At 71.8% G+C, this 26,158-nt stretch carries 22 protein-coding genes and 1 pseudogene; 12 read left to right on the forward strand and 11 right to left on the reverse strand.

Translation table 11 applies throughout. From position 1 onward, the window contains the following. Nucleotides 1-107 precede the first annotated feature (107 nt). Nucleotides 108-1,607 carry a SpoIIE family protein phosphatase gene (locus A4R43_RS00870; protein WP_113690529.1) on the forward strand — a complete coding sequence of 500 codons (1,500 nt, stop codon included), beginning with the start codon at nucleotides 108-110 and terminating at the stop codon, nucleotides 1,605-1,607. 59 nt (nucleotides 1,608-1,666) lie between these two features. Continuing rightward, on the forward strand, nucleotides 1,667-3,106 hold the full coding sequence (locus A4R43_RS00875) for an APC family permease (protein ID WP_113690530.1): 1,440 nt from the start codon (nucleotides 1,667-1,669) through the stop codon (nucleotides 3,104-3,106). Nucleotides 3,107-3,161: 55 nt separating this feature from the next. On the opposite strand, the gene katG is transcribed toward A4R43_RS00875, so the two are convergent. From katG to A4R43_RS00890, 3 genes are all read right to left on the reverse strand, one after another. After that, complete coding sequence (gene katG / locus A4R43_RS00880) at nucleotides 3,162-5,438, reverse strand: catalase/peroxidase HPI (protein WP_113690531.1); 2,277 nt, start codon at nucleotides 5,436-5,438, stop codon at nucleotides 3,162-3,164. Continuing rightward, on the reverse strand, nucleotides 5,435-5,887 hold the full coding sequence (locus A4R43_RS00885) for a Fur family transcriptional regulator (RefSeq protein ID WP_113690532.1): 453 nt from the start codon (nucleotides 5,885-5,887) through the stop codon (nucleotides 5,435-5,437). The genes katG and A4R43_RS00885 overlap by 4 nt, the downstream gene beginning before the upstream one ends. Nucleotides 5,888-6,070: 183 nt before the next feature. After that, complete coding sequence (locus A4R43_RS00890; RefSeq protein WP_113690533.1) at nucleotides 6,071-6,970, reverse strand: MurR/RpiR family transcriptional regulator; 900 nt, start codon at nucleotides 6,968-6,970, stop codon at nucleotides 6,071-6,073. Between the two features lie 77 nt (nucleotides 6,971-7,047). Here A4R43_RS00890 and solA point away from each other — a divergent pair, with 77 nt between their 5' ends. From solA to A4R43_RS00920, 6 genes are read left to right on the forward strand one after another with little or no spacing between them, the layout of a single operon-like run. Next, complete coding sequence (gene solA, locus A4R43_RS00895; RefSeq protein ID WP_113690534.1) at nucleotides 7,048-8,208, forward strand: N-methyl-L-tryptophan oxidase; 1,161 nt, start codon at nucleotides 7,048-7,050, stop codon at nucleotides 8,206-8,208. Continuing rightward, complete coding sequence (locus A4R43_RS00900; RefSeq protein ID WP_113690535.1) at nucleotides 8,205-10,256, forward strand: hydantoinase/oxoprolinase family protein; 2,052 nt, start codon at nucleotides 8,205-8,207, stop codon at nucleotides 10,254-10,256. Before solA ends, A4R43_RS00900 begins: the two co-directional genes overlap by 4 nt. Beyond that, a complete protein-coding gene (locus A4R43_RS00905; RefSeq protein WP_113690536.1) occupies nucleotides 10,253-11,974 on the forward strand; it encodes a hydantoinase B/oxoprolinase family protein in 1,722 nt (573 codons plus the stop codon). The genes A4R43_RS00900 and A4R43_RS00905 overlap by 4 nt, the downstream gene beginning before the upstream one ends. Before the next feature lie 5 nt (nucleotides 11,975-11,979). Beyond that, the gene (locus A4R43_RS00910) at nucleotides 11,980-12,963 is read left to right on the forward strand and encodes a tripartite tricarboxylate transporter substrate binding protein (RefSeq protein ID WP_113690537.1); all 984 of its coding nucleotides are present in this window, start codon (nucleotides 11,980-11,982) and stop codon (nucleotides 12,961-12,963) included. Nucleotides 12,964-12,997: 34 nt separating this feature from the next. Then, nucleotides 12,998-13,477, forward strand: a complete 480-nt coding sequence (locus tag A4R43_RS00915) for a tripartite tricarboxylate transporter TctB family protein (protein WP_113690538.1) — start codon at nucleotides 12,998-13,000, stop codon at nucleotides 13,475-13,477. A gap of 12 nt (nucleotides 13,478-13,489) precedes the next feature. Continuing rightward, a complete protein-coding gene (locus tag A4R43_RS00920) occupies nucleotides 13,490-14,980 on the forward strand; it encodes a tripartite tricarboxylate transporter permease (protein WP_113690539.1) in 1,491 nt (496 codons plus the stop codon). A gap of 20 nt (nucleotides 14,981-15,000) precedes the next feature. Here the strand turns inward: A4R43_RS00920 and A4R43_RS00925 are convergent, their stop codons facing one another. From A4R43_RS00925 to A4R43_RS00945, 5 genes are all read right to left on the reverse strand, one after another. Continuing rightward, entirely contained in the window at nucleotides 15,001-15,990 is a 990-nt protein-coding gene (locus A4R43_RS00925; protein WP_113690540.1) for an NAD-dependent epimerase/dehydratase family protein, read from the reverse strand. A gap of 39 nt (nucleotides 15,991-16,029) precedes the next feature. Beyond that, nucleotides 16,030-16,830, reverse strand: a complete 801-nt coding sequence (locus A4R43_RS00930) for a DJ-1/PfpI family protein (RefSeq protein ID WP_113690541.1) — start codon at nucleotides 16,828-16,830, stop codon at nucleotides 16,030-16,032. Beyond that, nucleotides 16,827-17,840, reverse strand: coding sequence for a GlxA family transcriptional regulator (locus tag A4R43_RS00935; protein ID WP_236808695.1), 1,014 nt, complete (start codon nucleotides 17,838-17,840; stop codon nucleotides 16,827-16,829). The genes A4R43_RS00930 and A4R43_RS00935 overlap by 4 nt, the downstream gene beginning before the upstream one ends. Nucleotides 17,841-17,961: 121 nt before the next feature. Beyond that, complete coding sequence (locus tag A4R43_RS00940) at nucleotides 17,962-18,600, reverse strand: CoA transferase subunit B (RefSeq protein ID WP_113690543.1); 639 nt, start codon at nucleotides 18,598-18,600, stop codon at nucleotides 17,962-17,964. Further along, nucleotides 18,597-19,349, reverse strand: coding sequence for a CoA transferase subunit A (locus A4R43_RS00945; protein ID WP_113690544.1), 753 nt, complete (start codon nucleotides 19,347-19,349; stop codon nucleotides 18,597-18,599). Before A4R43_RS00945 ends, A4R43_RS00940 begins: the two co-directional genes overlap by 4 nt. Nucleotides 19,350-19,489: 140 nt before the next feature. Here A4R43_RS00945 and A4R43_RS00950 point away from each other — a divergent pair, with 140 nt between their 5' ends. Together A4R43_RS00950 and A4R43_RS00955 are read left to right on the forward strand one after the other, a co-directional pair. Next, nucleotides 19,490-20,260: an IclR family transcriptional regulator gene (locus A4R43_RS00950; RefSeq protein ID WP_113690545.1), complete on the forward strand. Its 771-nt coding sequence runs from the start codon at nucleotides 19,490-19,492 to the stop codon at nucleotides 20,258-20,260. A gap of 85 nt (nucleotides 20,261-20,345) precedes the next feature. Further along, a complete protein-coding gene (locus A4R43_RS00955; protein WP_113690546.1) occupies nucleotides 20,346-21,092 on the forward strand; it encodes a hypothetical protein in 747 nt (248 codons plus the stop codon). A 166-nt stretch (nucleotides 21,093-21,258) separates the two neighbouring features. Here A4R43_RS00955 and A4R43_RS00960 read toward each other — a convergent pair whose 3' ends face one another. Beyond that, nucleotides 21,259-22,164, reverse strand: a complete 906-nt coding sequence (locus A4R43_RS00960; protein WP_113690547.1) for a helix-turn-helix domain-containing protein — start codon at nucleotides 22,162-22,164, stop codon at nucleotides 21,259-21,261. A 159-nt stretch (nucleotides 22,165-22,323) separates the two neighbouring features. Here A4R43_RS00960 and A4R43_RS00965 point away from each other — a divergent pair, with 159 nt between their 5' ends. After that, complete coding sequence (locus A4R43_RS00965) at nucleotides 22,324-22,584, forward strand: hypothetical protein (RefSeq protein WP_113690548.1); 261 nt, start codon at nucleotides 22,324-22,326, stop codon at nucleotides 22,582-22,584. Next, nucleotides 22,581-23,963 (forward strand): annotated as a pseudogene (locus A4R43_RS00970) (serine hydrolase domain-containing protein). Before A4R43_RS00965 ends, A4R43_RS00970 begins: the two are co-directional and overlap by 4 nt. Here the strand turns inward: A4R43_RS00970 and A4R43_RS00975 are convergent. Together A4R43_RS00975 and A4R43_RS00980 are read right to left on the reverse strand one after the other, a co-directional pair. Continuing rightward, nucleotides 23,953-24,372: a nuclear transport factor 2 family protein gene (locus A4R43_RS00975; RefSeq protein WP_113697275.1), complete on the reverse strand. Its 420-nt coding sequence runs from the start codon at nucleotides 24,370-24,372 to the stop codon at nucleotides 23,953-23,955. The pseudogene A4R43_RS00970 and the gene A4R43_RS00975 overlap by 11 nt on opposite strands. 219 nt (nucleotides 24,373-24,591) lie before the next feature. Continuing rightward, the gene (locus A4R43_RS00980; protein ID WP_113690549.1) at nucleotides 24,592-26,145 is read right to left on the reverse strand and encodes an FAD-dependent oxidoreductase; all 1,554 of its coding nucleotides are present in this window, start codon (nucleotides 26,143-26,145) and stop codon (nucleotides 24,592-24,594) included. Nucleotides 26,146-26,158: the final 13 nt, after the last annotated feature.

Consider the following 26,158-nt stretch of genomic DNA (forward strand, 5'->3'; position numbering starts at 1 on the left):
CCTAGCGGGCGGAATCCGCACGTCGCGCGGGTGTTGTGCCCCGGAGGTCTATCTGTGTCACGATCGGGTATCCCAGGGCGTTGCCGACAGCTCAGGAATGACGTGTGATGTGCCCGAGTCTGCAACGCCAGTTGCTGCCCACCGGCCTGCCCGTGCTGCCCGGACTGCGGCTGGCGGCCGGTTGCCTGCTCGCGGAGGCCGACGAGACCGCGGGTGGTGACTGGTTCGACGCGGTCCCGTTGCCCGGCGGCCGGGTCGCGCTGGTCGTCGGGGACGTGGTCGGGCGCGGGGTGCCCGCCTCGGCGACGATGGCCCAGCTGCGCGCGGTGGTGCAGGACCGGCTCGACGAAACCGGCGAGGTGCTGCCCGCGCTGGCCGCGGCCGACCGCCTGGCCACCCGGCTGCCCGCCGCGCACGCGGCGACCGTGTGCATCGTGGTCCTCACCCCTGGCGACGGCGCGCTCGTGTGCGGTTCGGCCGGGCACCCGCCGCCGCTGGTGACGGGCGGGGGACGGGCGCGGTACCTGCCGGTCCCGGCGTCCGGGCCGCTGGGCACCCACGCCACCTACACCACCACCGCCGACCGGCTCGGCGGTGACGAGGTGGTGCTGCTCTACAGCGACGGGATCATCGAGCGGCCTGGCCGTGACCCGGGCGAAGCCACCGCGGAGTTCGCCAGGGTGACGACCGAGGCGGTCGCCGATGCGGAGCCCGGCACGAGCGCGGTGGAGCGCGCCTGCACCCGCACCCTCGACCGGCTGGTGCGCGCCACCGGCACCGCCGACGACATCGCCCTGCTCGGCGCGCAGCGCGTGGCCCCGGCCGGGCCGCTGCGGTTGCACCTGCCCGCCGACGTGTCCGTGGTCCGCGTCGCGCGCGGTGAGCTGACGCGGTGGCTGGAGGAGCTGGCGGTCGGCGAGGACGACCAGTTCGCCTTGCTGCACGCGGTGAACGAGCTGGTCACGAACGCCGTCGAGCACAGCCACCCGGATTCGCTCGGCGGCACGGTCAGCGTCACCGGGACGCTCGATGACACCGGGGTGGTCCACATCGAGGTCGCCGACGACGGTTCCTGGCACGAACGGTCGTGGCCTGCCAGCGTCGAGGTGCGGCGGGAGCAGGGCCTCGGGCTCGCCATGACCAGCCAGTTCGTCGACCGGCTCGACTTCGACCGCGGGGCGGGCGGCACCACCGCCACCATCCACCACCGGCTGGTCCGGCCCGCCCGGCTGGTCAGCGCCGGCGACGTGGCGGGCGGGCGCGCGACCGCGGGCGGTCCCGCGGAGATGACCCTGATCGTGGAGCAGCCGCACGCGCCGTCCAGCCGGATCGCCGTGCACGGGCCGCTGGACGTCACCAGCAGCGACCAGTTCGCGCGGGAGCTGGAGGCGCTGACCATGGGGTACTCGCACCCGCTCACCGTCGACCTCACCGCGGTCACGCACTTCGCCAGCGCGGCCATCGCCGTGCTGCACCGGGCCACCACGCGCGACCACCGCAACGGCACCGCGCTGCGGTTGTACGCGCCGGTCGGCAGCCCGGCCCACCACGTGCTCAGCCTGGTCGATCTGCCCCACACCACCGTCGATCCGCATCGGCCCGCGTAGGCAACTGCCGTGCGCTGTGGTCCTAGGGAAGCGGGCCCGGCGGTCCCTAGCGTCGGCGGATGTCCACAAGCGATAACCCGGATGACCGGCTCCACGGGAACCTCGGCGTCGCCGGGGTGGTGTTCCTCGTCCTGGCCGCCGTCGCGCCGTTGACCGGCATCATCGTGATCGGCGGCATCGGCATCGCCGTCGGTGCCGGGGGTGGCACGCCGGTGATGTTCCTGCTCGCCACCGCGGTTTTCCTGCTCTTCGCCGCCGGATACGCCCAGCTGGCCAGGAAACTGGTGAACGCGGGCGGGTTCTACGCCTACGTCGTGCGCGGGCTCGGGCGGACCGCGGGCATCGTCGCGGCCTTCGTGGCGATGGTCGGGTACAACTGCTTTGTCGCCGGAGCCGTTGGGACGAGCGGGTTTTTCACGTCCATGGTGGTCGCCGACGTGTTCGGCCTCAGTTTGCCCTGGTGGGTCTGGAGCCTCATCTCCGTGGCTGGCGTGTGGTTGCTGACGCGCGGCGGGATCGACGTTTCCGCGAAGGTGCTCGGCGTCGCGCTCGTGCTGGAGGTGTCCATCCTCCTGGTGCTCGACGTCGCCATCCTGGTCACCACCGGCTACTCGCTCGAGGCGTTCCGGCCCGAGATCTTCCTGTCGGGCTCCGCCGGGCTCGGCTTGTTGTTCGCCGCCAACGCTTTTGTCGGCTTCGAGGCCACCGGCCTGTTCGGCGAGGAGGCCCGCGACCCGAAGCGCACAATTCCGCGAGCCACCTACGTGGCGATCGTGTTCATCGGGATCTTCGCCGCGGTCACCACCTGGGCGATCGTGTCCGCGCTCGGCGTGCGGCAGGCGGGTGACGCCGCGCGGGAGCACCTCGCCGCCGGTGACCTCGTGTTCACCATCTCCGCCGACTACCTCGGCACCGGCCTGACCGACGTGATGCGGCTGCTGCTGGTCGTCAGCCTGTTCGCGGCGCTGCTCGCGCTGCACAACTCCGCGACGCGGTACCTGTACGCGCTCGGGCGGACCGGCGTGCTCCCGCGTGCGCTGGCCCGCACCCGCCGCCGCAACGGCGCGCCGGTGGCCGCGTCGACGGCCCAGCTCGCCTTCGCCACGCTCGTCGCGATGGCCTACGCGATCGCCGGACTGGACCCGATCGCGAATCTCGTCGCCGCCTTCACCGGCATCGGCACGCTCGGCATCGTGGTGCTGCAAGCGCTTGCGGCGACCGCGATCGTGGTGCACTTCCGGCGCGCCCGCGACCCGCGCCTGCTCACCACCTTCGTGCTGCCCGCGGCAGGCGGGCTCGGCCTGTGGACGGTCACCGCGCTGGCGTTCGGCAACTTCCCGCAGCTCGCGGGCAGCGAAAGCCCGGTGGTCGCGCTGCTGCCGTGGCTGCTGCCGATCGCGGTGGCGGCCGCGGTCGCCGTGGCGTTCTGGCTGCGCTCGGCGAAACCGGCCGTGTGGCAGGCCCTGGACCAGGACCTCGACCGGATCGCCGGGCGCTGAGCCCGGCCGGTCACGTCACCGCGACCGGCCGGGCTCGTGCTGCTCTCCCGGGTGCTCAGCCCCGGTCGAGGTCGAACCGGTCGAGCTCCATCACCTTGGTCCACGCCGCGACGAAGTCCGTCACGAACTTCTCGCGGGCGTCCTGGCTGGCGTAGACCTCGGAGAGGGCGCGCAGCTGCGAGTTGGACCCGAACACGAGGTCGACCGCGGTGGCGGTCCACTTCAGCTCGTCGGTCGCCGCGTCGCGGATCTCGTAGACGTGCTCCTCCTCCGAGCCCTTCCACCGGGTGCCCGGCGAGAGCAGGTTCCGGAAGAAGTCGTTGGTGAGCACGCCGGGCCGGTCGGTGAGCACACCGTGCTGAGCGCCGCCGGCGTTGGCGCCGAGCGCACGCAGGCCGCCGACGAGCACGGTCATCTCGGGCGCGGTCAGGTTGAGCAGGTACGCCCGGTCCACCAGCAGCGTCTCCGGCTGCAGCTTCTCACCGGCCCGCAGGTAGTTGCGGAACCCGTCGGCACGCGGCTCCAGCACGGCGAACGACTCGACGTCGGTCTGCTCCTGGCTGGCGTCGGTGCGGCCGGGGTGGAACGGCACGGTGACCTCGACCCCGCCGTCCCGCGCCGCCTTCTCGACCGCGGCCGAACCGGCCAGCACGATCAGGTCGGCGAGCGAGATCTTCGCGCCGCCCGCGTTGTTGAACTCCCGCTGGATGCCTTCGAGGGTGTCCAGCACCGTCGCGAGCTGCTCCGGCTGGTTGACCTCCCAGTTGCGCTGCGGCTCGAGGCGGATGCGCGCGCCGTTGGCGCCACCGCGCTTGTCGGTGGACCGGAAGCTGGCGGCTGAAGCCCAGGCCGTGGTGACCAGCTGGGCGGTGGTCAGCCCGGAGTCGAGCACCTTCGCCTTGAGCGCGGCGATGTCGGCGTCGCCGACCAGCTCGTGGTCGACCTCGGGCACCGGGTCCTGCCACAGCTGCGGCTCGGGCACCCACGGGCCGAGGAAGCGGCTGACCGGGCCCATGTCGCGGTGCAGCAGCTTGTACCAGGCCTTGGCGAAGGCCAGCGCGAACTCGTCCGGGTTCTCCAGGAAGCGGCGCGAGATCTTCTCGTAGGTGGGGTCGACCCGCAGCGCCAGGTCCGTGGTGAGCATGGTCGGCTTGTGCTTCTTCGCCGGGTCGTGCGCGTCCGGGATGATCGGCTCGGCGTCCTTGGCCACGTACTGCTTGGCGCCACCGGGGCTGGTGGTGAGCTCCCACTCGTAGCCGAAGAGGATCTCGAAGAAGCGGTTGCTCCACTGCGTCGGCACGTCGGTCCAGGTGACCTCGAGGCCACTGGTGATGGTGTCCGCGCCCTTGCCGGTGCCGTGCGTGTTCAGCCAGCCGAGGCCCTGCGCCTCCAGCGGGGCGGCCTCGGGCTCCGGGCCGACGTGGTCGTCGGCGACGGCCGCGCCGTGGGTCTTGCCGAAGGTGTGGCCACCGGCGATCAGCGCGACGGTCTCCTCGTCGTTCATCGCCATCCGGCCGAAGGTCTCCCGGATGAAGTGCGCCGCCGCGGCCGGGTCCGCGTTGCCGCGGGGGCCCTCGGGATTGACGTAGATCAGGCCCATCTCGGTGGCGCCGACGTCGGGCACCATCTCGGCGTCGCTGACGTAGCGCTCGTCGCCCAGCCAGTCGTCCTCCGGGCCCCAGAAGATCTCCTCGGGCTCCCAGACGTCCTCACGGCCGAAGCCGAAGCCGAAGGTCTTGAAGCCCATCGACTCCAGCGCCACGTTCCCGGCGAGCACGAGCAGGTCGGCCCACGAGATCTTCTGGCCGTACTTCTCCTTGACCGGCCACAGCAGGCGGCGCGCCTTGTCCAGGTTGGCGTTGTCCGGCCAGCTGTTCAGCGGGGCGAAGCGCTGGCCGCCGTCCCCGGCGCCACCGCGGCCGTCGTGGATGCGGTAGGTGCCGGCGGCGTGCCAGCTCATCCGGATCATCAGGCCGCCGTAGTGGCCGAAGTCGGCCGGCCACCAGTCCTGCGACGTGGTGAGCACCTCGGTGATGTCCCGCTTGAGCGCGTCGACGTCGAGCTTGGCGAACTCCTTGGCGTAGCTGAAATCCGGGCCGAGCGGATTTCCCTTCGAGGAGTGCGCGTGCAGCACCGACAGGTCGAGCTGGTTGGGCCACCAGTCGCGGTTCGTGCGCGGGCGGCCGCCCGTCTTCGGGGTGGGCGAGTCGATCGCCGGGTTCTCGCTCTCACTGCCGTGCGAGGTCACGGAGTCGTGCGCGACCGGGCAGCCGGCCGCGGCTTTCTGGTCCACGCCCTGGGCGCTGGCGGGGGTGTCCTCGGTGGAGCTCATGTCTTTCCTTCCGAAGTGGCGGTGTTCGGGGAACTTGGTGCGGCCGCGCAGTCGGGGCAGGTGCCCCAGAAGACGACCTCGGCCTCGTCGATGACGTACCCGTGGTCATCCGATGCGGTGAGGCAGGGGGCGTGGCCGGTGGTGCAGTCGACGTCGGCGATCGCGCCGCAGGAGCGGCACACCACGTGGTGGTGGTTGTCGCCGACGCGGGATTCGTAGCGCGCGTTGGCGCCGGCGGGCTGGATGCGCCGCACCAGGCCGGCGTCGGTGAGCGCGCGCAGCACGTCGTAGACCGCCTGGTGGGACACCGTGGGATGGTGGGCCCGCACCAGCGCGATCACCGTTTCGGTGTCCACATGCGGATGGTCGCGCAGCGCGGTGAGCACCGCCAGCCGAGGCCGGGTCACCCGCAACGAGGCCGCCCGCAACTGCGCCTCGAAGTCGGACATACACACGAACCGTAGAACGCTTCTCTGGAACCAGTCAAATTTTGACGCGGCGTGGCGGCGGGGCGGGCCCTGCCGGTGTCACGAATGTGGCTTTCGAGACGTTCTGCGTCCCGAAAGCCACATTCGTGACACCGGGGACGCGGGCCAGGAGCGTGCCGAGCGTCGGCGCCCCCAGGCGGCGGGTCAGTCGGTGGGCAGCGGGGTGACGTCGAGTTCGGCGCCGACGACGTTCGCGCGTAGCTGGTTGACCAGTCGCAGCGCGTCGACGGCGGTGTCGTGCGTGGCGGCCGCGACGCTCAGGGTCAGCGCGTGCGCCAGCACGAGCCCGGCGGTCACCTCGCTCGCGGCGGTGGTCGTCGACTGCGGGGTGGACAGCACCGCGTGCACCTTCGGCGCGAGCGACATGCCGAGGCTCTCGGTGATCACCACGACCTTGGCGCCCACCGCGCCGGCGTGCTCGACCAGCACCGAGATCTCCCGGAACTGCCGGATCGGCGCGAAGACCACCACCACCTCGTCCTCGCGCAGGGTGAGCAGCTCGTCGGCGAGCCGGAAGCCGGTGGTGCCCGCGCCCCGCGCGCGCACGCCGATGCGGGTGAGCGAGAGGCACAGGTAGTCGGCGAGGCCGGCGGCCGGGCCGATGCCGTAGGTCAGCACGGCGGGCGCGGCGATCAGCGCGTCGACCGCCCGCTGCCACGACTCGGTGTCGAGCCCGCGGCGCAGCTGGCCGAGCAGGCCGATGGTGTCGTCCAGCACGCGCGCCACCTGGTTGTCCGCTGTGGACACCCGCGCCAGGCGGTCGTCCATGGTGGCCGCCAGGTCGCGCTGCCGGGTCAGCACGCCGAGCATGCTCCGCTTCAGCTCGCGGAAACCCCGGTACCCCAAGGCTTTCGCGGCCCGGACCACGGTCGCGTCGCTGGTGCCGGTGCGGGCGCCCAGCTCACTGGCCGAACAGGACACCACCACCTCGGGGTGGTCGGCCATGAACTCGGCGACCATCCGCTCGCTAGTGGACATGGCATCGGCCAGCGCCGCCACGCGTTCGTGGAGCGGCGGGTCCGAGTCGTTACTTGTAGTTTTCATTACAGCATTGACCTTTTCTCGTCGTGTTGCCTACATTAGCCCGCATCGCCGAGCCCGTACACCGTGTGGAGGTAAACATGTCCGACCGGGGTCCAGGCCTCGATGCCGACGTGGTGGTGATCGGCGTCGGCACGATGGGCAGCATGGCGCTCTGGCGCCTCGCCGCGGCCGGGATCAGGGCCATCGGCATCGAGCAGCACACCGAACTCGGGCACGAGCACGGCGCCGCCGGCGGGCGGACCCGGATCTTCCGCGTCGCCTACAAGGAAGGCGCCTGGTACGTCCCGCTGCTGCGGCGCGCGGCCGGGTACTGGCGCGAACTGGCCGAGGCGACCGGCGCGCGGATCCTGCTGCCGACCGGCGCGCTCAGCATCGGCTCACCCGACCATCCCGACGTTGCCGAGGTGCTGCGCAGCGCCGAGGAGTTCGGCATCCCGCACGAACGGCTCGACCACGACCAGCTCGCCGCGCGCTACCCGCAGCACGTGCTGCGCGAGAACGACGTCGGCGTGCTCGACCCGCAGGGCGGCCTGCTGTTCCCGTCCGCCGCCATCCGCGCCGCCGCCGGGCTCGCCCGCGACCTCGGCGCCGAAGTGCGGACCGGCGTGCGCTGCACCGGACTCGACGAAGCGGGCGGGCACGTCCGCGTGCACACCTCCGACGGGGTGCTCACGGCGGGCCGCGTACTGGTCTGCGGGGGACCGTGGACCGCCGAACTGCTGCCGGGCGTGCGCGGGCGCTACGAGGTGCGCCGGGTGGTGCTGCACTGGTTCCGCGCCACCGATCCCGCCGCGTTCGCCCCCGACCGCTTCCCGGTCGGCATCCGGCGCAGCGGCCCGGAGGCCGGGCTGTCCTTCTTCCCGCCGGACGGGGACGGCCTGGTCAAGGTGAACCTGCACGTGCCGAAGGAAACCGTGCCCGATCTGTCCACATTCGACAAAGCCGTGCCGCCCGCATACACCCGGCGGGTCGAGGCGGCCGTCGGGGGCCTGTTCACCGGGCTCGAACCCGCCGCGGCGGGCGCGGCGGCGTTCGTCGAGGGCTACACCCCGGACAACCACGGGCTCATCGGCGCCCCGCCCGGTTTCGAGCGGGTCGTGTCGATGAGCGGCTTCTCGGGGCACGGGTTCAAGCTCTCGCCCGTGTTCTCCGCACTCGCCGTCGACGCCCTGCTCGGCGGCGGCGATCCCCTTCCCGCCCGGCTCCAGCTGGCCAGGACCTTCCAGGAGACCGCATGATCCGCATCGGAGTCGACGTCGGCGGCACCTTCACCGACGTGACCGCGCTGGACACCGGCACCGGCCGGTTCCACATCTTCAAGCTGCCCTCCACCGGCCACGACCAGTCGATCGCGGTCGCCGACGGCATCCGGCACGTGCTCGCCGACGCGGGCAGGGCGCCCGGCGACGTCACCTACCTCGGTCACGGCACCACCGTCGCCACCAACGCGCTGCTGGAACTGAAGGGCGCCACCACCGCGCTGCTGGTGACCGGCGGCGTGCCGGACGTGCTGGAGATCGCGCGTCAGCGGCGGCCGCACCTCTACGACCTGTTCGCCGACAAACCACGCGTGCTCGTCCCGCGTGAACTGACTTTTGGTGTCACCGAACGGCTTGCCGCGTCCGGTGCGGTGGTCACCGAGCTGACCGACGCCGAAATCGACCGCGTGGCGGGCGAACTGGCGGCGTCGGGCGCCGAATCCGTGGCCATCTGCTTCCTGCACAGCTACCGCGATGCGACCCACGAGATCCGCGTGGAAGAGGCGCTGGCACGGCGGCTGCCGGAGCTGTTCACCTCGCGCTCCAGCCGGGTCGCGCCGGAATTCCGCGAGTACGAGCGGTTTTCCACCGCGGTGATCAACTCGTTCATCGGGCCGGTGGTGTCCCGCTACATCCGCCGCCTCGGCGAGCGCGTCGCGGAAGCGGGCCTGCCGGTCGGTCCGCGCGTGATCCAGTCCAACGGCGGGCTCGCCTCCACCGACGCGGTGGCCGAACGCCCGGTGACCACGCTGCTGTCCGGTCCCAGCGCGGGTGTGGTCGGCGCCAGCTACCTGGCCGGGCTCGCCGGGATCGGCGACCTGATCACCTTCGACATGGGTGGCACCTCCACCGACGTGTGCCTGATCCGGGGCGGGCGGCCCGCTTCGGCCAACGAGCGCGGGCTCGGCGGTTACCCGATCCGCGTGCCGTCGGTCGATGTGCACACCATCGGCGCCGGTGGCGGCAGCATCGCTTCGGTCGACGGCGCGGGCGGGCTGCGCGTCGGGCCGGAGAGCGCGGGTGCCCGGCCCGGTCCGGCCGCCTACGGCCACGGTGGCACGGAACCGACCACCACCGACGCGAACGTGGTGCGGGGCAGGCAGAACCCGGAAAGCGCGCTGGGCGGGGCGATGCCCATCGACAGCGCCGCCGCCGAACGCGCCGTCGCCACCGTCGCGAACGGACTCGGCACGAGCGTGGTCGAGGCCGCGCGCGGCATCGGCAGGCTGGCGAACTCCCACATGGCGCGGGCGGTGCGCCAGGTTTCGGTGGAGGCGGGGGAGGACCCGCGCGAGTACGTGCTGATGGCCTACGGCGGGGCCGGGCCGCTGCACGCGGCCGAGGTGGCCGCCGAGGTCGGCATGACCCGGCTGCTGATCCCGCCGAACCCCGGCACCCTCTGCGCGCTGGGGTTGCTGGTCAGCGATGTGCGCAGCGAGTTCACCAGCTCGTTCCTGCGCCGGGCCGAGCCGGAGACGCTGCCCGCGCTCAACGCCGCCGTCGCCGCGCTGGTCGCCGAGGGACAGGCGTGGCTGGCCGAGGAAGCCCGCATCGCGGAACGGCACGAGGTCACCATTCTCGCCGACGCGCGTTACCCGCGGCAGAACTTCGAACTGCGCATCCCGTTGCCGCAGCGGCTCGACGAAGCCTCGCTCGCGTCGGTGATCGCCGATTTCCACGCCCAGCACGAGAAAGCGTACGGCTTCGCGCACCCGGAATCGCCCGTGCAACTGGTCAACCTCCGTGCCATCGCCCACGGCGAGGTGGCCAAGCCGGACCTGCCGAGGGTCGCGGCCGGGTCGCCAGGGCTCGAACCGGATGCGCTGCTCGGCACCCGCGACGTCGACTTCGGCGGCGACCGCGGCGCGGTGCCCACGCCGGTGCTCGACCGGGCGAAACTCCGGTCCGGCAACACCTTCACCGGACCGGCGATCGTCGAACAGCTCGACTCGACCACCGTGGTCCCGCCGGGGTGGTCGTCCACAGTGGACGAACTGGGCAACCTGCTGATCGAGGTGGTGGCATGACCGTGGTGGACCAGGTGAGCGTGCAGGTGATCGGCAACGCCATGCTGTCGGTGGCCGAGGAGATGGGCGCGGTGCTGCGGCGCGCGAGCTACTCGACGAACATCAAGGAGCGGGTGGACTGCTCCACCGCGTTGTTCGACGCGCGGGGCAGGCTGGTCGCGCAGGCCGAGCACATCCCCATCCACATGGGCTCGATGCAGGGCCTGGTGCAGGCGCTGCTCGACCAGCGGGGTGCCCAGCTGCGGCCCGGCGACGTCTACATCACCAACGATCCGTACACCGGCGGCGGCACCCACCTGCCCGACATCACCATGGTGGCGCCGGTGTTCCACGACGGCGGGCTGGTCGGGTTCAGCGCCGACATCGCCCACCACTCCGACGTCGGCGGGCACGTGCCCGGCAGCAACTCGGGCGACTCCACCAGCATCTTCCAGGAGGGCCTGCGCATCCCGATGGTGCGCTTCATGATCGACGGCGCGGTCAACGAAGAGGTGCTGGCTTTTGTCACGCTCAACTCCCGGCTGCCCGAGGAACGCCGGGGTGATCTGCTGGCCCAGCTCGCCGCCGTGCACACCGGCGGCCGCCGGTTCGCCGAACTGCACGGGAAGTACGGCAGTGACGTCATCGACGCGGCGTGCGCGCAGCTGCTCGCCTACGCCCGGCGGCGGCTGGAGGTGGCCGTCGCCGCGATCCCGGACGGCACCTACACCGCCGCCGACTGGCTCGACAGCGACCACCCCGGCCAGGAGCCGATCCGCATCCAGACCGCGATCACCGTGTCGGGCGAGCAGATCTCGATCGACTTCGCCGGGACCGGGCGGCAGGCCGAGGTGGCCATCAACGTGGTGCGCTCGGCGCTGGAAGCGACCGTCTACTACGCACTCAAGGCGGCGCTCGACCCGGACATCCCGGCCAACGGCGGGTTCTTCGACGCCGTGCGCATCGAGGCCCCGCTCGGCAGCATCGTCAACCCGCGCCCGCCCGCGGCGGTCGCGGCCAGGACGGACGCCTGCCAGCGGGTGGCCGACGTGCTGCTCGCCGCGCTCGCCAAGGCGGTGCCAGGGCGTGTCCCGGCCGGTTCGCACAGCTCCATCACCTACGTCACCTTCGCCGGTCCCGACGAGGAGTTCTTCGTCTATCCCGAGGTGATCGCGGGTGGTGCCGGGGCGCGCTCGGACCGCGACGGGCTCGACGCCGTGCAGGTGCACGTCACCAACTCGTCGAACCTGCCGATCGAGGCGCTGGAGCTGGAGTACCCGCTGCGCGTGGACACCTACGAGCTGATCACCGACTCCGGTGGCGCGGGCGAGCACCGCGGCGGGCTCGGCGTCCGGCGCGACATCCGGGTCCTGTCCGGGCAGGCCGACTTCTCCGCGCACGCCGATCGGCAGACCTTCCCGCCGCTCGGGCTCGCCGGTGGCAATAACGGCACCACCGGCAAGTTCATCCTGCGGCCCGGCACCGATGGCGAGACCACGCTGCCCGGCGGCCGCGTTTCTGGGATTGCCTTGGAACGCGGCGACGTCGTGCGCATCGAAAGCCCTGGCTCGGGTGGCTACGGCGATCCGCTCGCACGGCCCGCCGAACTGGTCGCCCGTGATGTCGCCCAGGGCCGGGTCAGTGCGGAAAGCGCGCGGTCGGACTACGGCGTGGTGCTGACCGATGACGGCGTGCTCGACGCCGAGGCCACCGCACGTGTGCGCGGGCAAGCGGGGTGAGGGCGATGCGAGCCTTCCCGCGGGCGGTGGTGGCGGTGTGCGCCGCCGCCCTGCTCACCTCGTGCGCCGCGGCGGCGGAAACCGCGCAGACCTTCCCGGGCCGGTCGATCGACTACGTGGTGCCCTTCGCCGCGGGCGGCTCGACCGACATCGCCGCCCGCGCCGGGGCCGAAGCGCTGTCCGACCGGCTGGGCGTGCCGGTCAACGTGATCAACAAGCCCGGCGCGGACCAGATCATCGGGGTCAGCTCGGTGCGCTCGGCCGAGGCCGACGGGTACACGCTGCTCGCCGACGGCGCCGGGTCCAGCTCCATCCAGGGCCTGCTGCCGTACGTGCCCTACGACTGGGCCGACCGCACCTTCGTTGCGAAGTTCGCCGCCGGACCGCACGTCTACGTCGTCGGCGGTGACTCGCCCTACCGGACCTACGACGAGGTGGTCGCGGCGGCCAAGCAGGACCCGGACCGCTTCACCGTCGGCTGGATCGGCGGCAGCAGCACCAGCGACTACGCGACACTGCAGTTCCTGGCGGAGAACGGCATCGACGCCGCGCGGGTGCAGCGGGTGCCGTTCCGCAGCTCCGGCGAGGTGATGCGCGCGGTCGCCGCCGGGGACATCGACTTCGGCGCGGGCGGTGCGAGTTCGGCGTTCAGCCTCAGCAAAACCGGGAAGCTGCGGTCGATCGCGCTGACCGGGGACAAGCCGGTGAGCAAGCTCAAGGGTGTGCCCACCGCCGCCGAACTCGGGCACCCCGGGCTGGACATGCAGTACTGGGTCGGCGTTTCCGCACCGCCGGGCCTGCCCGCCGACCTCACCGCGAAACTCGGGGACGCCGTCGCCGCCATCGCGCAGGACAAGGCGTTCGCCGGCAAGCTCGACGCGGTGGGCCTCTCCCCGGCCGTGCTCACCGGTGCCGAACTGCGCGCGGACATCGACCGCGAGAAGAACCGCTTCGCCGCGTTGTCACAGCAGATCGGCGTCGCGGGCTGAACTTCCTTTTCCTCCCACGTTTTCAGGAGGTCCCATGGCCACGGCCACTCGCGCACCGGGCGCCTACGCGCCGATGCTGGTGCTACTGCTGCTCGCCGGACTGTCCATAGAGGAGGGTCTGCGGCTGCTGCTCACCGTGGACCCGGCCGCGCAGGCCGATCCGGCAGGCTGGTACGTCCTGGTGCTCGGCGCCGTGCTCGCAGTGACCAGCGCCGTTGCCGAACGCCCTTCGCGGGTCGTTGCGGAGGAAAGCCCCGGCGGCGGCACCCCGCGTCCCGCGACCCCGCGCCGCGACATGGCCGTCTGCCTGCTGCTGGTGGCCGTCTACGCCGCGCTGCTCGGCACGCTGGGGTACGTCGTCGCCGGGGTGGTGGTGGTTTTTGCCTTCCTGCGGGTGATCTCCCGCTACGGCTGGCTGAAGTCCACTGTGTACACACTGGTGATCAACGCCGTGTTCACCGTCCTGTTCGAACTGTCGGGAGTGGTCCTTCCCGCCGGGATCTTCAGGTTCTGAGGAGGCTGCCCGATGGGTCTGTCCGAACTGCTCGCCGGTTTCGCCGAGGTCTTCCAGCCGCACGTGCTGCTGCTGGCCTTTCTCGGCTGCCTCGCCGGGACCATGGTCGGGGTGCTGCCCGGCCTCGGCCCGGTGTCGGCGATCGCGATCCTGTTCCCGCTCACCGCCTACCTGGGCCCGGCCGCGGCGATCGTGGTGCTCGCCGCGATCTACTACGGCGCCATGTACGGCGGCTCCACCAGCGCGATCCTGCTCAAGATCCCGGGTGAGGTGTCCTCGCTGCCCGCCGCGCTCGAGGGCTACCCGATGACCCAGCGCGGCCGCGCGGGTACCGCGCTCGCGATTGCCGCCGGTGCGTCCTTTGTGGCCGGGATTGCCGGCACGCTCGGGGTGTGGCTGATCGGGCCCCATCTCGCCGGGTTCGCGCTGGAGTTCGGACCGCCGGAAATGCTGGGGCTGGTGTTGTTCAGCCTCACCGCGATCGCGGGCCTGTCCTCGGGTTCGGTGGTGCGCGGCATCGGGATGGCGGTGGCCGGGATGCTGCTCGCGTCGGTCGGGCTCGACCTGACCAGCAGCCAGCAGCGGATGACCTTCGGGTCGCTGGAACTGATGCAGGGCCTCGACATCGTGCCGGTGATGATCGGCCTGTTCGGCGTCGCCGAGGTGCTGCGCACGCTCGAACGCGGCACGCCGACCGCGCAGGCCGCGAAGGTCGGCGGTTTCCTGCCCACACGCGACGAGTTCCGCCGCAGTGCGGGGGCGGCCGGGCGCGGCACGGTGACCGGCTTCCTGCTCGGGCTGATCCCCGGCATGCTGCCGTCGACCACCACTTTTCTCAGTTACGCCAGCGAAAAGCGGCGTGCCGAGCGCAAGGGCGGCTCGCGGTTCGGCCAGGGCGCGGTCGAAGGCATCGGCGGTCCCGAGGCGGCGAACAACGCCACCGCGATGAGCGGGTTCGTGCCGCTGTTCAGCCTCGGCATCCCGACCGGGCCGACGATGGCGCTGATCATGGCCGCGCTGATGGTCTACGGGGTGGTGCCCGGCCCGGCCATGTTCACCTCCGACAGCGACATCACCGCCGCGGTGATCGCCAGCTTCTTCGTGGCCAACGTGATCCTGCTGGTGCTCAACCTGCCGCTGGCCGGGCTGTGGGCGAAGATCGCGAACGTGCCCTACGGCGTGCTGGGGCCGATCATCCTGGTGTGCTGCGGGGTCGGTGCCTACACCGCGCGGAACAGCGTGTTCGACATCGTGGTCTGCCTGGTCGCCGGGGTCGCGGGCTGGGCGATGGCCAAGCGCGGGCTGCCGGTGGCGCCGTTCGTGATGGGCTTCATCCTCGGCCCGATGCTGGAGCTGTCCCTGCGGCAGACCATCGCGATTTCGCCGGTGTCGCTGCTGGAAAGCCCGATTTTCCTGTGCTTCGCGGCCGCGGCACTGGTTTCGGTCGGGCTGGCCTACCGCCTGCACCGCCGGGGCCTGGAGAAGGTGGACGCCAACGCCTGAGCCGGTGGTTCTCGGAGGACTCAGTCGTCGTGCAGGGGCGGAGTCGGGTACCCGCCCTTGCCGTGCAGGCCGGCGAGCAGCTCACCCGCCGTGTCCCAGGCGTCCACCGCCGGGCTCCAGCCGAGCTGGTCCCTGGCGCGCCCGGTGTCCATCAGCGGCAGCCTGGCCACCGCGTCGAACAGGCCGGGATCGACCGGCACCGCGCGGGCGTGCCACGCGCCCGCGAGCGCGAGGCGCACCACCTGCCGGGGCACGCGGACGAGCGGCTTGCCCAAAGTGGACGCCAGGCCCCGGCCGTCGAGCGGGGGTTCGGCGGCCAGGTTGAACGCGCCCCGGACGGGCCGCAGCACGGCACGGCGTACCGCGTCGGCCACGTCGTCGGCGTGCACCACCTGGACCCGCAGGCCGGGCACGTCCGGCACGAACGGCAGCAGCTCCGGCCGCACCAGGTTGCCCGGCACGAGCGCGCCCGCGAAGATGCGCCGCTGTTCGGGCGCGGCGGGCCGCTGGAACACAAAGGCCGGGCGCAGCCGCACCACCCGCAGATCCGGGTGCTGCGGCTCGAAAGCGTCCAGATACCGCTCCAGGTAAGCCTTTTCGCGCGGGTAGGCGGCACCAGGCCAGCCGTGCGTCGGCCAGCTTTCGTCCACGCGGTCGTCCACCGGTCCCGGGGCGTACGTGCCCACCGACGAGCTGTAGATCAGGGCCGCCCCGGCCCGCGCGGCGGCTTCGAACACGCGGATGGAGCCGAGCACGTTCGCCGCCCAGGTCTGCTCGGGATGCCGCGTCGGCTGGAACTGCCACGCCAGGTGCACCACCACGTCGGCACCGGTGAAGTCCGGCTCGTCAGCCGCCAGGTCGATCTCGGCGAACTCGGTTTTGGCCGGGTGCCAATCCGGACGGCGGCGCGCCAGCCCGGTCACCGCCTTCACGTCCGGCTCCTGCTCCAGCGCCTTGATCACGGCCACCCCGAGATTTCCGGTGGCGCCGGTGACGACTACGTGGGTCATGCCCCCGCGATACCCGGCTGTCCGCCGTTCAAACGCCGGTCAGCGCTGCGACCGCGCCAGCAGGTCCAGCGCGAGCTGCTTGAGCTCCGGGCTGGCGGTCGCCGCGTCACCCGAGTCGTAGGGCGGTTCGGGCGCGTACTCGACGGCCAGCTGGATGCCCCGCGCGGTGCGCTCGTCGGTGAGCAGGGACGCCAGGTACAGCGCCATGTCGATGCCCGCGGACACCCCCGCCGCGGTGATCACCTTGCCGACCTGCACGTAGCGCTCGGCTTCGTAACGCACGCCGAAGGTCTGCTCCAGGTAGTCGGCGGAGGCCCAGTAGGTGGTGGCCTTCTCGCGCAGCAGCCCGGCCGCGCCGAGCACCAGGGTGCCGGTGCAGACCGCGGTGGTCCAGGTGGTGGTGCGGTCGATGCGCCGGATCCAGTCGAGCAGCACCGGGTTCCGCATGGCGGCGATCGTGCCGCGGTTGCCCGCGCCCGGCACCAGCAGGACGTCGAGCCGGTGCACCTCGGCGAACGAGCGGTCGGCGACCACCGCGGCCTGCTGCGTGTCCGTGCGCACCGGGCCGCGGCGTTCGGCGATCATGGTCACCGTCGCGCCGGGGACGCGGGACAGCAGTTCGGCCGGGCCGGTCGGGTCGAGCAGGCTGAACCCGTCGTAGAGCGCGATGCCGATGCGGGGACCGTCACCGCGCTGGTCCGGGACGGCGGTCGAGAGGGCGGCGGTCGCGGGGGCGGCGCTCGCGGGGGTGGCGCTCGCGGGGGTGGCCAGGCCCAGCGCGAGCCCGGCGCCGGCTCCGGCGGCCAGCACGGTCCGGCGGGTGGTCTGTGAGGTGGTCATGCTCCGGCAGTCTGGGCATCGGGCTGCCGTCGCCGGGGTGGGATGTCCGTGCGTTTCCGAAGCATGTCCCCGGTGACGCCGTACTGGTCGAGAAAGGCGTGCCGGAGGGTGGCGGCGGAGCCGAACCCGCAGCGGCGGGCGATCGCGGCCAGCGGAAGATCGGTGGTCGCCGCCAGGTGCGCGGCCGCCTCGGTGCGGGTGGCGCGCACGGCCTTGGCGGGGGTGGTGCCCAGGTGCGTGACGAACAGCCGCGACAGGTGCCGCGTGGTGATCCCGGCCCGCGCGGCCAGCACCCGCGGGCTGAGGTCGGCGCCGAGGTTCGCCGCGACGTGGCGCAGCAGGTCGTCCACCACCCGGTTGCTGGGCGGCGCGCCGACGAACACGCTGATCTGCGCCTGGTCGGCGGGCCGGTGCAGGTAGGTCACCAGTTCCCTGGCGACCGCGCGGGCGAGGGCCGGGCCGTGGTCGTCCTCGATGAGCGCGAGGGTCAGGTCGAGCGCGCTGGTCACCCCGGCCGAGGTGTACACGTCGCCGTCCCGGATGTAGAGCGGCTCCGGATCCACCTCGACGGCGGGGAAACTGGTGGCGAGCAGGTCGCTGTACCGCCAGTGCGTGGTGACGCGCCGGTGGTCGAGCAGCCCGGCCGCGGCCAGCACGAAGGCGCCGGTGCACACCGAGCCGTACCGGCGGCTCCGCCCGGCCAGGCGGCGGAGCTGGCCCAGCAGCGCCTCGTCGTGGGCGGCGGTCTCGGCCCCGGCGCCGCCGATGACGAGCAGGGTGTCGATCCGCCCGGTCACCTCGGCGATCCGCCGGGCACCGCCGAGCTGGAGGCCGGACGAAGTGCGGATCGTGTTGCTCCTCGCGGTGACCAGCTCGACGGTGTAGAGCGGGTCGGCGCCGTGGGAGTTGGCTATTTCCAGGGCACCCGCCGGGCAGGCCGCGTCCAGGATCTGCGCGTCCTCGTAGGCCACCAGCACGACCCGGCGACGCGATCTCACTCCAGTCGGCACCTGGCCCAGAGTAGAGGGTTTCCGAACGTGTTCGCCCCGGTGTCACGAATGTGGCTTTCGGGACGAAAAACGTCCCGAAAGCCACATTCGTGACATCCGCGGGGGCCGGGCGAGCCGGGGGCTATCCGGTCGGGACGCGAAGCGGGGCGTCCGTGGCGGCCTGGACCTCGGCTTCGCTGACACCCGGTGCGGTTTCGACCAGTGCCAGCCCGTCCGGGGTGACGTCGATGACGGCGAGGTCGGTGATGATGCGGTTCACCACGCCCCGCCCGGTGTAGGGCAGGGTGTTCTCCCGCAGGATCTTCGGTAAACCGTCCTTTGTGGTGTGTTCCATCAGCACGATCACCCGCCGCGCGCCGTGGACCAGGTCCATCGCGCCGCCCATGCCCTTGACCAGTTTCCCCGGCACCGCCCAGTTCGACAGGTCGCCGCGCGCGGACACCTGCATCGCGCCCAGCACGGCCACGTCCAGGTGACCGCCGCGGATGACGCCGAAGGACAACGCGGAATCGAAGAACGACGCGCCGGGGCGCACGGTCACCGTTTCCTTGCCCGCGTTGATCAGGTCCGGGTCGACCGCGTCCGGCGCCGGGTACGGGCCGGTGCCGAGAATGCCGTTTTCGCTGTGCAGCACCACATGCACGTCTTCGGGCAGGAAGCCCGGGATCAGCGTGGGCAGGCCGATGCCGAGGTTGACGTACTCGCCGTCGCGCAGTTCCGCGGCCGCGCGGGCAGCCATCTGGGTGCGGGTGAGGCTCATCGGCCGACCTCCGTCACGGTCCTCTTCTCGATGCGTTTTTCGACGTCCGGCGCGTGTACGACGTGCTGCACAAAAACCCCGGGCAGGTGCACTTCGGCGGGGTCGAGTTCACCCGGCTCCACCAGTTCCCGCACCTCGGCCACGGTGATCCGGCCCGCCATGGCGCACAGCGGGTTGAAGTTCTGCGCGGACTTCTCGAACACGAGGTTGCCGTGCCGGTCGCCCTTCGCCGCGGCGACCAGCGCGTAGTCGGTCACGATGGCCTCTTCCAGCACGTGCTCGACGCCGCCGAATTCACGGGTTTCCTTGGCGGGGGAGGAAACCGCGACCGAACCGTCCGGGGCGTAGCGCCAGGGCAGGCCGCCGTCGGCGATCTGCGTGCCGACACCGGCGGGCGTGAAGAACGCCGGAATGCCGCAGCCACCGGCCCGCAGCCGTTCCGCGAGCGTCCCTTGTGGACAGAGTTCCAGCTCCAGCTCCCCGCTGAGGTACTGGCGGGCGAACTCCTTGTTCTCGCCGACGTAGGAGCCGGTGACACGGCTGATCCGGCGGTCGTTGAGCAGGATGCCGAGGCCCCAGTCGTCCACCCCGCAGTTGTTCGACACCACCCGCAGGCCGGTGGCGCCGGTCCGGTGCACGGTCTCGATCAGGGTTTGCGGGATGCCGCAGAGACCGAAGCCGCCGACGGCGATGGAGGCGCCGTCGGGGAGACCGGTCAGCGCGTGCTCGGCGGTGACTGCTTTGTCCATGGCCCACTCTTCCGTCTGTTCAGCGAACGTGCGCGAGTCAACGTCCCGGGGTTGCGGGCCGTCAATACCCGGCCGGTGAAGCTCTCGCCCAGCGAGCACCGCGATCGCGGGCGTTCACTGAGTGAACGTAAGATCGGTGCATGACCGCTCCGCCGCCGCATGTGATCGGCCGGATCGCCGCCGTGCTCCGCGCGCTGTCCGCCGCGCAGCAGACCGGCGCGTCCACCTCGGCGGTGGCGCGCGCGAGCGGGCTGGCCCGCCCGACCACGCACCGGCTGCTGGTGGCGCTGGCGGACGAGGGGTACGTGGATCGCGACCACCGCACCGGCCAGTGGTTCCTCGGGCCGGAGCTGTACCTGCTCGGCGGGGTCGCCGCGAACCGCTACGACGTGACCAGGCACGCCCGCGCCAGCGTGCACCGGCTTGCCACCGCGACCGGCGAGAGCGCCTTCTTCTCCGCACGCCGCGGCGACGAGACGGTGTGCCTGCTGCGCGAGGACGGCGCGTTCCCGATTCGCTCGTTTGTGCTCTTCGAAGGCGCGCGGTTCCCGCTGGGTGTGGTTTCCGCCGGTCAGGTCGTGCTGGCGATGCTGCCGGACCGCGAGATCGACGAGTACCTGGCGCGGACCGACCTCACCGCGCAGTGGGGCCCGCGGCACGAGGCGGACGCGGTGCGCGAGCGGATCGCCAGCACCCGTGAACTCGGTTACGCGGTCAATCCCGGGCTGGTGGTCGAAGGCAGCTGGGGCATGGCCGCCGCGGTGTTCGACCAGGCGGGCGCACCCGCGTGGGCGCTGACCCTCACCGGCGTCGAATCCCGCTTCCGCGACGACCGCCGCCCGGAACTCGGGGCGCTCCTGCTGGAGGAAGCCCACCTGCTGACCAAGCAGCTGCACACCCGGCAGGCCTGAGCCTTGGCCGCTTCCGGCCGCATGCGGTGTGTGCCGGGTGACGTGCCCGAGAATGAGCTGGTCGGTTCGTCGAAGGAGGCACCCCGTGGCACGCCGGATCATCGCGTTTGTGCTGGCGGGCGTGCTGGGCTTGCTGGTGCTGGTCGGTGCCGTGCGGCAGCTCACCCGCGACACCGTGCGCGACGTCGTGCTGAGCGAGTCGGCCCGGCTGGAGACCCTGCGGCAGGAGTTCGCGCGGCTGGACCAGACCCTGCCGCCGCCGGGACGGGCCATGGGTACCTCCTGTCGTCCCGGGCCGCGGGTTTCCTATAGCGCCACGGAGTCCTACCGGAACCCCATCGACGTGGTGATGCGTGACCGGCTGGCGGATCCGTTGCGTGCGCCCGGTTTTTATGATTTCGGCAGGTCCACGCTGGCGGACCTGGTGAGCATGCCGTTGCCGGGTTACCGCGAACGGGACGAGGATTCCGACCGCGTCGACGACGCGGAGGCCGAGCAGCTCCGGCGGTTCCTCAACGCCGGGACCGTTGTGGTGCTGCAGTTCGCCGACCTGCGGCCCGGGACACTGGCGCCCGGCTCGTCGGCGTTCTTCACCCCGGGCTCGGTCACCGTCGAGGCGCTTCTTGTGGAGCTGGGCACCGGCAACGTCCTGTGCACGGCGCGAACGCCCGCGCGCAACCGCGGTGAGATGGACTTCCTGGCTTCACCGGCTTCGGACCGCGCGACGAGCGCGCAGGAGAAACTGGCCTACGACCTGCGCGGACAGGCAGCCACGGCGATTGCCGCGGAGCTGGCTTCGCGGGGCGTCGGAGATTTCTCCTTCAACGTCTGACCCCGGGTGGCGGCGCTCTGGACACGAATGTGGCTTTGGGGGCGGATTTCGCTCCGAAAGCCACATTCGTGTCGCTTCCGCGTGACAGGAGACGGGCGGATGTCACCGGCCTGGTCGCTGGAGCGGGTTGCTGGGGCTGGTTGCCGAGGTTGGTTGCTGGCGCTGCTCAGCGGGCTAAGGCTGCCCGCTGGGTCGCGGTGAGCCGGTCCTCTCGCGCGATGAGGGTGTACTTGCCCGGCGCCGCGGTGTTCAGGGTGAGCGGGTCGGCGATGGCGGGCTGCCGCCGGAGCGTGGTCAGTGCGGTAGCCACGCGTCTGCCCGGCCAGCCGAGGGCGGTGGCCAGCGCGGTCCGGGTGAGCGGGCGGCCGGCGTGCGCTAGGGCGGCCATCACGGTCAGCGCGTCCTCCCCGGCCTCGCGGGTGTCCATCTGGGCGCTGAGCTGCGCGAAGAACTCACCCATGGTGGCCAGCCGCGCGCCGGCCGCGGTTCTCGGGCCGACGATCGCCGCGCCTTGGCGGGCGGCGTCGGCGATTTCGCGGTGCGTGCCGGTGTCGGACCGCCACGCCCGCAGCCAGGCATCATCGGTGATGAGGTACCGCTCGCGACGCGTGCCGGGTTCGTGCCGCCGCGTGACGATCTCCATGCCTTCGAGCGCGCCGATCGCCTTCGACACCGACGCCGGGCTGACTTCCAGCTGCCGCACCAGGTCGGCCGCCGCCCAGCCCGCCGGGCCCGCGGTGATCAGGCAAGCGAACACCCGCGCGGTCATCCGGGGCAGGCCGGTCGCGGCGAGCAGGGCCGCGAACCGCTCCTGGAACTCGCGCACCGCCGGTTGCTCGTCGCCGGAGGAACCGCGGGGCGGAGCCGGGCGGCGCCTGCGGGCGCGGTGGCCGGCGTTCTGCTGTGCCTGCGCGGCCCGGTAGTCACCCGCCGCGCTGTTCCTGGCGACTTCCCGGCTGATGGTCGAAGTAGGACGGTCGAGCCGCCGTCCTATTTCGGCGTAACCGAGCCCATCGGCGAGCCACGCCGCGATCCGCCGTCGTTCTTCGTAGGTCAGCCTGCCGCCCGGCACCGGCACCTCCTCGCTGTGCGTTCACCCACAGTACAGTGCAACGCCCGTTGCGTTCAGCGGCACCGCGGTTGCAATTTTTTCGGCATCCACAAGGGTTTTTCGTTGCCGACAGTCGAAACGCAACGTAGCTTTTCGCCGTCCGGAAAGGAAGGGAACCCGATGACCCACGTACTGGCCGTGTCCACGGTCACCGATGACGGCGCGTTCTGGCAGGCGCTGAAGAAGGCATACGCGCAACTGCCCAAGGGTGCGAAATGGAAGCTGGCCGTCGCCAGCAAGGACGGCGGCAAGGCGGTGAACGTGCTCACCCACGACTCAGTCCACAGTGTACGGGAGTTCTTCGAGGCACACGCCGGTGCGCACGCCACCACCGAGTACTTCGAAGCCGACGCCGCCAACGCGGTCGGCCTGCCGCGATGACCATCGACCTGGGCCGCGTCCGCGACCGCGTCACCGGGCTCCTCGCCGAGTACGGGATCCCAGGCGCCGCGATCGGCGTGTCGCACCACGGGGAAATCGCCGAATTCGCGGTCGGCGTGAAGAATGTGGAAACCCGCGAACCGGCGACGATCGGCACGGTGTACCAGCTCGGCTCGATGACCAAAACCTGGACCGCGCTGGCCTTCCGGCAACTGGCCGACGAGGGCCGCGTCGCGCTGGACGAGCCGGTGCGGACCTACCTGCCCGGCTTCCGCGTGGCCGACCCGGTGACCACCGCCGAGGTCACGCCGCGCCAGTTGCTCAACCACACCAACGGAATCGAAGAAGCCTACGGTGATCCCGGCGAGGGCGACGACGTGTACGAGCGCATGGTCGCCAACATCACCGAGGCGCCGCAGGTCTTCCCGCTCGGGCACACCCACGGCTACAGCGCGGCGCTCGGTTACGCGATCCTCGCCCGGATCATGGAGGTCGCCGACGGGAAACCATGAGACGAGGTGATGCGCACCCGGCTTTTCGAGCCCATGGGACTGGTGCACACGAACAGCCGGCCCGAGCAGGCCGACCCCGCCACCGCCGCGACCGGGCACCTCCTGCGGTCACTGGCGGAAGGCCCGATCGTCACGCCGATGGACCACCTGCCACGCGAGTACGGGCCCGGTGGCGGCATCACCTCGACCACGCGTGAAGTGCTGGCCATGGCACACGTCCTGCTCAACGACGGGGTGGCCGAGAACGGGCGGCGCATCGTCCCGGCGGACGGCCTGCGAGAGCTGATGCGGTCGCGGGTGCCCGTGCCCGACCCGTACCTGTTCGGTCCACAATGGGCACTCGGGCTGATGGTGTGCGACTGGCACGGGGAAACCGTCTACGCCACCGACGGCAGCACGATCGGCCAGCACGCCCGGCTGCGGTTGCTACCGGACTCGGGGACCGCCGTCGTGCTGCTGGCCAACGGCGGCCCCCGTGACGGTTTCTATCGCGCGGTATACCACGAGATCCTGACCGAGCTGGGCCAGGTCACCCCGCCCGCGCTGCCCGCGCCGGACCCCGCGCTGCGCCTGGATCCGTTGCGGTACACCGGGATCTACGAGCGCCCCGGCACGCGCTACGAGGTCACCGCCGAGGCGGGAAAGCTGTACCTGACCCTGGCGCTCGACCCGGTGCAGGCGAGCTTCCTCGGCAGGCCCGACCACCTCACCTACGAGTTGCTCCCGGTCAGCGACACGCATTTTGTGCTGCCGCCGGCCAGTCCACTGGAGGACCCGCAGACGGTCGCGATCTACGACTTCGCCGGCGGCGCCGCCCGGTACCTGCACACCAACGGCCGGGTGCATCCCCGCGCCGTCACTGGCTGAAGGCCCGCGCGACGCTGAGGCTGTCCTCGTAGACGTGGTACCGGGTGATCAGTCCATTTTCGACGGTCAGTCGCAGTGCGCACCGGGCGGTGTAGGGGCGCCCGGTGGCTCGCACGGTTTGCCGGATTTCGCCGAGCACCACGGCATCCCGGCCGTCGGCGAGCACTTCCGGCACCACGGCGCCGCGCCGGTCCGGCACGTGGAATTCGTTGAGCGCGCGGAAGTGGTCGGCGACCTCGGCGCGGGTGGACCGGGCGCGGATCCACGGCACGGCTGGATGGCCATCGGTGGGCCAGTCGAGCGCCCAGTCCACGTGATCGGCGAACAGTTCGGCTATCCGGTCCGGGTCCCCGTCGGACAGGCGGCGGAGGAATTCCGCCACCGTCGCGCGGGTGTTTTCAGTGTTCATGATCGGCACGCTAGGCCGGGGTCACTGACACCTTCTGTCAGCGTCTGATCGGCGGCACCGGCGGCCTGACCCGCGCCCTGGCCCCGTCAATGAATGTGGCTTTCATTGCGCCAGACGCTATGAAAGCCACATTCATTGCACGGGTCTGTGGCGACAGGGCCCCTACGCCGGGTCTCGCCGCATCGGGTGGAGGGTGGGTCGTCCGGTAGGTGGAAGGGGCTACCCCGGTGCCGGTAGCCCTCCCGTTCGTACAGCGCCGCCGCGCGCAGGCCGCCAGTGCAGGGTCCGCAGCACTCCGCGCACGGTGGCGGCCGGGTCGACGGGCAGCCCGGCCGCGCGCCAGGCGACGAACCCGTCGGGCCGCACCAGGAGGGCGCCGTCGGCCAGGTCGGGGAACACCGCCCCGGGCACCGCGACCACGCGCACACCATCGATCGGGGTCGCCTGCCAACCCTCACCGGTCAGCAGAGCCCAGCCGGAACCCACCAGATCGAGCGTGGACCGCGTGCCGCCGTCCAGCCACCGGTGCGGCAGACGGCGGCCGGGCACCGCGCGGTCGTCGAGCACATCCGGCGCGCCCGCGTCGTCGGTAACCACGGCACCCGACTCGTAGTGGTGGAACATCATGCCGCGCAGGTAATCGGCGGCGAGCCGGGCGTACAACTCGTTGGTGTCCTGCCCGTCCTGGTAACCGCGGTGCAAGCGGAAGGACAGCGCCAGCGACGCCTCGGCGGCAGCACGGCGTTCGGGCTCGTAACTGTCCAGCAGCGCCTCGTCCGCGTGTCCATTGAGGACGGCCGCGAGCTTCCACGCGAGGTTGTGCCCGTCCTGGATGCCGGTGTTCATGCCGAGCCCACCGGCCGAACTCTGCACGTGCGCGGCGTCGCCCGCCAGGAAGACCCGCCCGTGGCGGAACGCCGAGGCGATGCCGATGGCCGCTTCCCAGGCGTTGCACGAGATCAGCTCGATCGGCACGGTGTCGTCACCGATCGCCGCGCGCAGCAGGTGCAGGGTCTGCTCCGGGGTCAGCTCACCCGGCTGGTCCATCAGGTGCGACGACCAGTGGTCACCCGCCGCGCTCTTGGCGAACAGGGTGCAGTGGACGTGCTCGTTGCGGACGAAGCAGGCGTGCGTCGCCGACTCCGGCAGCAGACGGCCGAGGTCCGCGCGGAAGAACGCGGTGTTGAGCCGGGCGGCGACCCGCCGGTCGGGCACGTCGATACCGCACGCGGCCCGCACCCGGCTCCGGGCGCCGTCCGCTCCGACCAGGTAGTGGCCCGTCACTTCCCGGGTGCGGCCGGACTCGACCACTCGGGCGCGCACGGCGTCCGCGTCGCTGGAGACGTCCACCACCTCGGCACCGAACCGGACGTCCGCATCGAGCTGCCGCAGCCGGTCCAGCGCCAGCAACTGCACCTCGTACTGCGTCAGCGTCCGCCGGATGTCGATCGGGCTGCACGTCTCCAGCCGTTCCGCGTACCGCGCCGGTGGTCCCGCGCGATGCCGGACCGCCCCGGCCGCGCTGTCCTTGACCACCGACCGCAGCGGCGCCGGGCCGTTCCACGCCAGCTCGTCCACCCGCGCGCCGAGCCCGATCGAGCGGAACAGTTCGAGCGTGCGGACGCTGGCCCCGGCCCGCGGCGGGCCGGTCAGCGGGTCCCGCTTGTCCACCACCAGCACCCGCACCCCGCGCTCGGCCAGGAACAACGCGGCCGACAGGCCCACCGGCCCGGCGCCGGCCACCACCACCTCGTAGGGCTTCTCTTCGCTCATGCCGTCACGGTGC

Origin of the sequence: Amycolatopsis albispora, assembly GCF_003312875.1 — a bacterium.
GTDB classification, from domain to species: Bacteria; Actinomycetota; Actinomycetes; order Mycobacteriales; family Pseudonocardiaceae; genus Amycolatopsis; species Amycolatopsis albispora.

Coding starts and splice junctions, on each gene's coding strand:
- A4R43_RS00920 (WP_113690539.1), top strand. CDS start 13,490: ATGGGTCTGTCCGAACTGCTCGCCGGTTTCGCCGAGGTCTTCCAGCCG.
- solA (WP_113690534.1), top strand. CDS start 7,048: ATGTCCGACCGGGGTCCAGGCCTCGATGCCGACGTGGTGGTGATCGGC.
- A4R43_RS00940 (WP_113690543.1), bottom strand. CDS start 18,600: ATGAGCCTCACCCGCACCCAGATGGCTGCCCGCGCGGCCGCGGAACTG.
- A4R43_RS00965 (WP_113690548.1), top strand. CDS start 22,324: ATGACCCACGTACTGGCCGTGTCCACGGTCACCGATGACGGCGCGTTC.
- A4R43_RS00925 (WP_113690540.1), bottom strand. CDS start 15,990: ATGACCCACGTAGTCGTCACCGGCGCCACCGGAAATCTCGGGGTGGCC.
- A4R43_RS00870 (WP_113690529.1), top strand. CDS start 108: ATGTGCCCGAGTCTGCAACGCCAGTTGCTGCCCACCGGCCTGCCCGTG.
- A4R43_RS00930 (WP_113690541.1), bottom strand. CDS start 16,830: ATGACCACCTCACAGACCACCCGCCGGACCGTGCTGGCCGCCGGAGCC.
- A4R43_RS00980 (WP_113690549.1), bottom strand. CDS start 26,145: ATGAGCGAAGAGAAGCCCTACGAGGTGGTGGTGGCCGGCGCCGGGCCG.
- A4R43_RS00900 (WP_113690535.1), top strand. CDS start 8,205: ATGATCCGCATCGGAGTCGACGTCGGCGGCACCTTCACCGACGTGACC.
- A4R43_RS00945 (WP_113690544.1), bottom strand. CDS start 19,349: ATGGACAAAGCAGTCACCGCCGAGCACGCGCTGACCGGTCTCCCCGAC.
- A4R43_RS00885 (WP_113690532.1), bottom strand. CDS start 5,887: ATGTCCGACTTCGAGGCGCAGTTGCGGGCGGCCTCGTTGCGGGTGACC.
- katG (WP_113690531.1), bottom strand. CDS start 5,438: ATGAGCTCCACCGAGGACACCCCCGCCAGCGCCCAGGGCGTGGACCAG.
- A4R43_RS00915 (WP_113690538.1), top strand. CDS start 12,998: ATGGCCACGGCCACTCGCGCACCGGGCGCCTACGCGCCGATGCTGGTG.
- A4R43_RS00950 (WP_113690545.1), top strand. CDS start 19,490: ATGACCGCTCCGCCGCCGCATGTGATCGGCCGGATCGCCGCCGTGCTC.
- A4R43_RS00910 (WP_113690537.1), top strand. CDS start 11,980: ATGCGAGCCTTCCCGCGGGCGGTGGTGGCGGTGTGCGCCGCCGCCCTG.
- A4R43_RS00875 (WP_113690530.1), top strand. CDS start 1,667: ATGTCCACAAGCGATAACCCGGATGACCGGCTCCACGGGAACCTCGGC.
- A4R43_RS00905 (WP_113690536.1), top strand. CDS start 10,253: ATGACCGTGGTGGACCAGGTGAGCGTGCAGGTGATCGGCAACGCCATG.
- A4R43_RS00890 (WP_113690533.1), bottom strand. CDS start 6,970: ATGAAAACTACAAGTAACGACTCGGACCCGCCGCTCCACGAACGCGTG.
- A4R43_RS00975 (WP_113697275.1), bottom strand. CDS start 24,372: ATGAACACTGAAAACACCCGCGCGACGGTGGCGGAATTCCTCCGCCGC.